The sequence below is a fragment of the Pradoshia sp. genome, from assembly GCF_051873915.1.
Lineage (GTDB): Bacteria > Bacillota > Bacilli > Bacillales > Pradoshiaceae > Pradoshia.
The window spans coordinates 39,009-45,352 of sequence record NZ_JBJEFJ010000107.1 but is presented as its reverse complement, the minus strand read 5'-3'; the positions used below and the strand labels follow the sequence as shown (position 1 = coordinate 45,352).

The following is a 6,344-nucleotide window of genomic DNA, read 5'->3' as shown; positions in this document are numbered from 1 at the left end:
TCCTCCAGATAAATTCGAAAAAGAAGAGAGGAAAGAAATCAAAGAGAGTACGACCACAAAAGAAGGTTATCGTCAGTATGTATCCAATCCCCTGCACTGTAAGGACTGTCCATTTCTATCCCGTTGCACTCAAAGCAAAAATCATCAGAAGGTGATTCAACGCCATGTATGGGAGGAACACATGGAGGAAGCTGACCACCTTCGTCATACAGAAGAGAATAAAATCATCTATGCAAGGCGCAAAGAGACAATCGAACGAGTCTTTGCCGATGCAAAGGAAAAGCATGGAATGCGGTGGACAACCCTTAGGGGAATTGAAAAATTGTCCATGCAGGCGATGCAAAATTCGCTGCCATGAACCTGAAGAAGATGGCCAATTGGCTGTGGAAAACGCCAAAAATGGCCTAAAAAAAAGAGCAGGAGAGGTCTGTCTTGGGAGGAAATAGCAAAAAATCACAAAATGGACTGAGAATAAAAGAATTCTCAGTCCATTTTGTCGACAGTCTGAGAGCCGAATGAACATCATTCGGCTCTTTTTTGTTTCTGGTGAGTTACTCACCTTTTGTTTGTATGACATCAGGGTGTTTTCCTGATGTGTCTTGCATTTGCTTGCCTTTATTTCCGCCAGCCGCTCTTGGCTGAGTGCCGATATGATTCGGCTGGAAAGGCTTTGAGTTTCGTTTTGGATTGCCCATTACTATCATCCTCCCTTATACTTGTTAGGATGCTTATCAGATAGCTTTATTATGAGGGCAATTCCTGCCAACGCTATTCTGCCTTCTCGATATGACGGCGGTCTATGCGGTCCTCAAGTTTTTCCATCGCTTGTTTATCATTTAATAGCTGACGCTTGTTCTCCAAAATCAAATCAGCCAGAGACATTCTTTTCCTTTTGTTCATCTTCATTCACCATCCGCTATAAATATTGTCCTCCTCTAGCATGCCCACTCTCTCTTGAATTTATAGCACTTTTTTGAAAATAATACGGAGTATGAACAATCAGGTTAGAAAGATAATGGTTCAACCTTGGTTAAAAGCTTACATGTCCCTTTATAAAGCCTCTAAATTGTCTTCCATCTTCTCATAATCGAGAATCCCTACAATCTTTTTGCGGATAATTCCCTCTTCATCAATAAAGAACGAAGTCGGTATGGAAACTACCTCATATTGGTCATTCACCTTTTCCTCCGTATCTAATAAGGCTTGGAAGGTTAACTCATATTCATTCATGAATCCTTTGATATCATTTTCTGTATCCAAATTAATGGCCAGGATAACGACATCTTCATATTTCTGATGGATTTTCTCCATCTCAGGCATCTCTTTCTTGCATGGATTGCACCAGGTTGCCCAGAAATTTAAGATGACCTTCTTTCCTTTATAATCTGATAATGTGACCTTATTCCCTTCCGTATCCTCTAGGGTGAAATCAGCTGCGCTTGCTCCCACCTTCGCCCCGACAGGCTTTTCCTCTTGATTCATGATTTGATAAAAGGCCCCGCCAATCAGTCCAAACAACAAAAGTATGCCTATAGTCTTCTTCACAATCCCGTCCTCCTGCTTTCATGCATCTCTTATCTCAAATTGTACCAATGATCCCACTATCAAGAAAGAGAAAAAGGACTGACCAGACGGCCAGCCCTTTATTCTGCGCTATTATTGTGCAGATGTTGTTTCTTCTAGTTTCTCACGGAGAACCATTGGCAGGATTCCTCCATGACGGTAATAATCGATTTCAATTTCAGAGTCGAAACGCACAAGTGCTTCAAATTTCTTCTCTGTACCATCCTCAGCTACAGCTGTTACGGTGATCAACTGACGAGGTTTGATATTTTCATCGATTGGAACGAAGATTCGTTCTTTACCTGTAAGACCAAGTACCTTCGCGTTTTCGCCTTCTTTGAATTGAAGCGGCAGGACGCCCATAAGTGCAAGGTTGGAGCGGTGAATACGCTCAAAGCTTTCTGCGATAACGGTTTTGATACCGAGAAGGTTTGTCCCTTTCGCAGCCCAGTCACGAGAGCTTCCCATACCATAGTCTTTACCGGCAAGAACGACAAGACCTGTGTCATCCTTCTTGTATTCCATACATGCATCATAGATGGACATGACTTCGCCTGTTGGCCAGTAAGTCGTATATCCGCCCTCTGTTCCAGGAGCGATTTGGTTACGGATCCGGATGTTAGCGAAAGTTCCGCGCATCATGACCTCATGGTTACCACGGCGGGAACCATAAGAGTTAAAGTCACGGATTCCAACACCATTTTCACGCAAGTATTTACCTGCTGGTGTATCTTTGCCAATTGAACCAGCCGGGGAAATATGGTCAGTTGTGACAGAGTCACCGAACAAACCAACTACGCGTAAGCCTGATAATGGCTTAACCTCGGATGGATTTGGATCCAAGTTCTCGAAGTAAGGCGGGTTTTGAATATAAGTAGAATCAAAGTCCCAGCTATATAACGGTTCATTGCTTGTTTGAATCTCATTCCAGCGAAGGTTGTCATCGAATACGCGCTCATACTCTTTGCGGAACAAGTCAGATGTAACGGTTTCTTGGACAAGTTTATTAACCTCTTCACTAGTTGGCCAAATGTCCTTGAAGAACACTTCTTTGCCGTCTTTGCCGACGCCGATTGGGTCGTTTTCAAGGTCGATATCCACTGTACCGGCAAGCGCGTAAGCCACTACAAGCGGTGGAGATGCAAGGTAGTTTGCCTTCACAAGCGGGTGGATACGTCCTTCAAAGTTACGGTTACCAGATAGAACAGAAGTCACAAGCAAGTCAGCTTCGCCGACAGCTGCTTCAATCTCTTCCATCAATGGACCGGAGTTACCGATACAAGTAGCACAGCCATAGCCGACAAGGTTGAAGCCGAGCTCATCCATATACGTTTGCAGGCCGGCATCACGCAAGTAGCCTGTTACGACCTTGGAGCCTGGTGCCAAGGATGTTTTCACATGGTGAGGAACCTGAAGACCGAGCTCAACTGCTTTCTTCGCAACAAGACCTGCCCCAAGCATGACGTATGGGTTAGATGTATTTGTACAGCTTGTAATCGCAGCAATGGCGATATCACCAGTTTTCATCGGCGCTTGACGGCCGTCCTTGAATTCAACCGTGATTTTCTTATCGATTTCCTCTTGGCTTAAGCCAAATCCAGCATTGCCGACTGGTGCAGTCAACGCTTCACGATAGGCTTTTTGCATATGAGATAGAGGAATCAAATCCTGCGGACGTTTCGGTCCGGAAAGATTGGCTTCAATCTCAGAAAGGTCGATTTCAATCACTTTTGTGTAGGTTGGTTCAGGTGTATCTTTTGTATAGAATAAATCATTTTCTTTGCAATATTTCTCAACTAGCGCAATATGCTCTTCTGTACGGCCAGTTAAGCGCATGTATTTCAATGCTTCATCATCGATTGGGAAGAATCCGCATGTAGCGCCGTACTCAGGTGCCATATTGGCAATCGTCGCACGGTCTGAAAGGGATAGATCGCTCATTCCTGGACCGAAGAATTCCACAAATTTGTTAACAACACCGCTCTTACGAAGAACTTCTGTTACTTTGAGCGCCAGGTCAGTCGCCATCGCCCCATTTGGCAAGGAATTAACAAAGCGGACACCGATTACTTCAGGTACTGGGAAATAAGAAGGCTGGCCAAGCATGCCTGCTTCTGCTTCGATTCCCCCTACACCCCAACCAAGGACGCCAAGTCCGTTGATCATGGTTGTATGAGAGTCCGTACCAACCAGCGTATCTGGGAATGCCATGAAATCGCCGTCAGGCATTTCAATCGCATGTACCACATTCGCTAAATATTCTAAGTTGACTTGGTGAACGATTCCCGTATCAGGCGGAACGGCACGATAATTATCAAATGCCTTTTGAGCCCAGCTTAGGAATTGATAACGCTCAGCGTTTCGTTCAAATTCAAGATCCATATTCACTTGCAGGGAATCAGCTGTACCATATTTATCAACTTGTACAGAGTGGTCAATAACAAGGTCAACCGGAATTTCCGGGTTAATCTTATCTGGGTTGCCGCCGATATCAGCCATTGCTTTACGCAAGGAAGCCAAGTCAACAACCGCAGGAACACCTGTAAAGTCTTGTAGGATTACGCGGGATGGTTTGAATGGAACATCAACATCGATTGATTGCTGATCTGTTCCCCATTTCGCTAAGTTTTCCACATGCTCTTTAGTGATGACTCTTCCATCTAGCTGCCGCAGAACACTTTCAAGCAGCACTTTGATTGAGTATGGCAGCTTCGTTACTTCCCCTGCTCCAGCTTCTTCCAAAGCTTTCAGATTGTAGTAATGATAGCGTTTACCGTTTACTTCAAAATGCTTTCGTGAGTTAAACACATCATTTTTCCCCAAATCAAATTACCCCCTCTAGGTAAAAGATAATAAGAATACATACTCAGAAAAGGTTATGAACTTTTTCCAATCCAAATATTCTAACAATTTAATAGTAATATAACCTTTTCATAAAGTAAAATATAAGTAATTTATAGAGGGTTATAAGTTATACTTATCGCAGTATAATTTTTTCAGAAAATTAAAATAAAGGCCGGCAGGAAAACCTCCCAGCCGGCTTTGTCAGCGCAATTCATTATAGGCATTCAGCTCTGAAACATATTGCTTGAGCGTATCACGAAATTCTACGAGCTGCTCACGCTGATGCTCGCTTGCTACCTCATCTGCATTCTCGACCTGCTGATAGGCTTCATTGATTTCTTCCCAGAAACGTTTTACTTCCCTGCCAAACTCGGGATCATGCTTCATTGCCTGCAGATTCACGTATACATCGGTCACCTTTCTCATCCCGTTTTGGGCAGCTTCGAAGGCAGCCATCTTGTTCTTATGATAAGGCATTTTTATGTCCTCCAATCCTTTATCTCGACATTTATGGTGCACTATTTAAAGGCACCTTATTCTCGTGAAGGATTTGGAAATGTGCCAGTCGAATCGTTTTTCCCATTCGAACTCATACTAAAACGAAAAGGAGGGATGAGAATTGACGAATAAACGCAAGCATGCCATCGAACCGGATAAGCAATCAGGCCAGCCAAAACCAATGAGCGGGTCACATAAGGTGAAGAACCGCAATCACAGTCGCCAGAAGAATCATTCCCATCATGATATGTAGCCTTTAAAGCCGGCAGTTCCCCTGCTCCGGCTTTTTTTCTCTATCACCGTTTGAAAGCAGCTTGAATAGATTGGAAATAACACCGTGTAAATGGGGGTTATTTCATGTGTTCTTCAGACTGGGGTCATGAAGAAGAAAAAGCTATTTTGGGATTGTTTTATTTAGATCCATTCACGACCTATTTAGATGAGACAGAATTTCGAGTGGATTTATTTGAGGTGGATGAAGGCTATTTAATCGAGGCAGAAAGAAAACAAACGCCAAAGAACGGTATCCTCATTCACATTCAGGAAGACCTTTGCGTTATTGTGCTGGAACAGCCTTCCGGAAGAAAGGAACGGAAAATTCTTTTCCCGTTTTGTTTAGAGAACCTCTCTATCCATGTGGAGGTGGAGGCAGATCTCGTTCAGGTATATATAAACAGTCAAACGAACCCGCTCCAAAAAGGACCTTTTTCAATCTGGCTGCCCTTTTATGAAAACAACAAGCATTAATGTGTGAAATGTTAGAAAAAGTGGTAACTAAATACCAACTAATCTTTCATAGGAGTGTGTAACGATTGGATTATGTATGGTATGCGAGTTATGGTTCGAATTTGTTTGAGGACCGATTTCATTGTTATATTAGCGGGGGAATGCCTGAGGGTTCTACATTTACGGAAAAAGGATGCACCAATCCTGCTCTGCCCTTGAAGTCAGAGACGATTACAATTCCGTATGAGCTGTACTTCTCCAAATGTTCAAAACGATGGAAGGGCGGAGTAGCCTTTATAGATACGGTAAGAAACCCATCTGCCAGAACATATGGCAAGATGTATTTAATTACATCTGAGCAGTTTCAAGAAATCGTCCAGCAAGAAAACGGACATCATGACATGATGATTGACCTTAACCTGGCCAAGGAGGTTCATACCTACTCCTTTAATGATTCATGGTATGGAAATATTCTTTATCTTGGGGAAAGGGATGGGTATCCAATCTTCACCTTTACAGCGAATGGTGAAATGAAGAAACAAGAGATTACTTCCCCGTCCATCCCGTACCTCCGGAATCTATATAGAGGGTTATTGGCCCTTCAATTAGAGCCGCAGAGGATCATTGATTATTTAACCACCAAAAGAGGTGTGCGGGAAAACTATACAAAGGATGACCTATATCACCACTTTTAACGATAAAATAAGCAAAAA

The 6,344-nt window shown here is 43.1% G+C and carries 8 protein-coding genes and 1 pseudogene; 4 read left to right on the top strand and 5 right to left on the bottom strand.

Annotated elements, in window-relative coordinates; translation table 11 throughout:
- Positions 1–408 (top strand): annotated as a pseudogene (locus tag ACI35L_RS09875) (transposase); the annotation flags it as partial.
- Positions 409–551: 143 nt separating this feature from the next.
- On the opposite strand, the gene ACI35L_RS09870 reads toward ACI35L_RS09875, so the two are convergent.
- The 5 genes from ACI35L_RS09870 to ACI35L_RS09850 all read right to left on the bottom strand — a co-directional run bounded on the left by ACI35L_RS09870 (position 552) and on the right by ACI35L_RS09850 (position 4,884).
- Positions 552–695 (bottom strand): acid-soluble spore protein N, encoded by a 144-nt coding sequence (locus ACI35L_RS09870; RefSeq protein WP_049670978.1) that lies wholly within the window; start codon positions 693–695, stop codon positions 552–554.
- A gap of 73 nt (positions 696–768) precedes the next feature.
- Positions 769–900: an FbpB family small basic protein gene (locus tag ACI35L_RS09865; RefSeq protein WP_082197262.1), complete on the bottom strand. Its 132-nt coding sequence runs from the start codon at positions 898–900 to the stop codon at positions 769–771.
- A gap of 150 nt (positions 901–1,050) precedes the next feature.
- Complete coding sequence (locus tag ACI35L_RS09860; RefSeq protein ID WP_439802798.1) at positions 1,051–1,545, bottom strand: TlpA family protein disulfide reductase; 495 nt, start codon at positions 1,543–1,545, stop codon at positions 1,051–1,053.
- A gap of 111 nt (positions 1,546–1,656) precedes the next feature.
- Positions 1,657–4,386, bottom strand: coding sequence for an aconitate hydratase AcnA (gene acnA, locus ACI35L_RS09855; RefSeq protein ID WP_439802797.1), 2,730 nt, complete (start codon positions 4,384–4,386; stop codon positions 1,657–1,659).
- Positions 4,387–4,608: 222 nt separating this feature from the next.
- Complete coding sequence (locus ACI35L_RS09850) at positions 4,609–4,884, bottom strand: hypothetical protein (RefSeq protein ID WP_049670981.1); 276 nt, start codon at positions 4,882–4,884, stop codon at positions 4,609–4,611.
- Positions 4,885–5,050: 166 nt separating this feature from the next.
- On the opposite strand from ACI35L_RS09850, the gene ACI35L_RS09845 reads away from it, so the two are divergent.
- The 3 genes from ACI35L_RS09845 (at position 5,051) to ACI35L_RS09835 (ending at position 6,326) form a co-directional block, all read left to right on the top strand.
- Positions 5,051–5,158: a small acid-soluble spore protein P gene (locus tag ACI35L_RS09845; RefSeq protein WP_049672896.1), complete on the top strand. Its 108-nt coding sequence runs from the start codon at positions 5,051–5,053 to the stop codon at positions 5,156–5,158.
- Between the two features lie 104 nt (positions 5,159–5,262).
- Entirely contained in the window at positions 5,263–5,652 is a 390-nt protein-coding gene (locus ACI35L_RS09840; protein WP_049670982.1) for a hypothetical protein, read from the top strand.
- 65 nt (positions 5,653–5,717) lie between these two features.
- The gene (locus ACI35L_RS09835; RefSeq protein ID WP_439802796.1) at positions 5,718–6,326 is read left to right on the top strand and encodes a hypothetical protein; all 609 of its coding nucleotides are present in this window, start codon (positions 5,718–5,720) and stop codon (positions 6,324–6,326) included.
- Positions 6,327–6,344 lie beyond the last annotated feature (18 nt).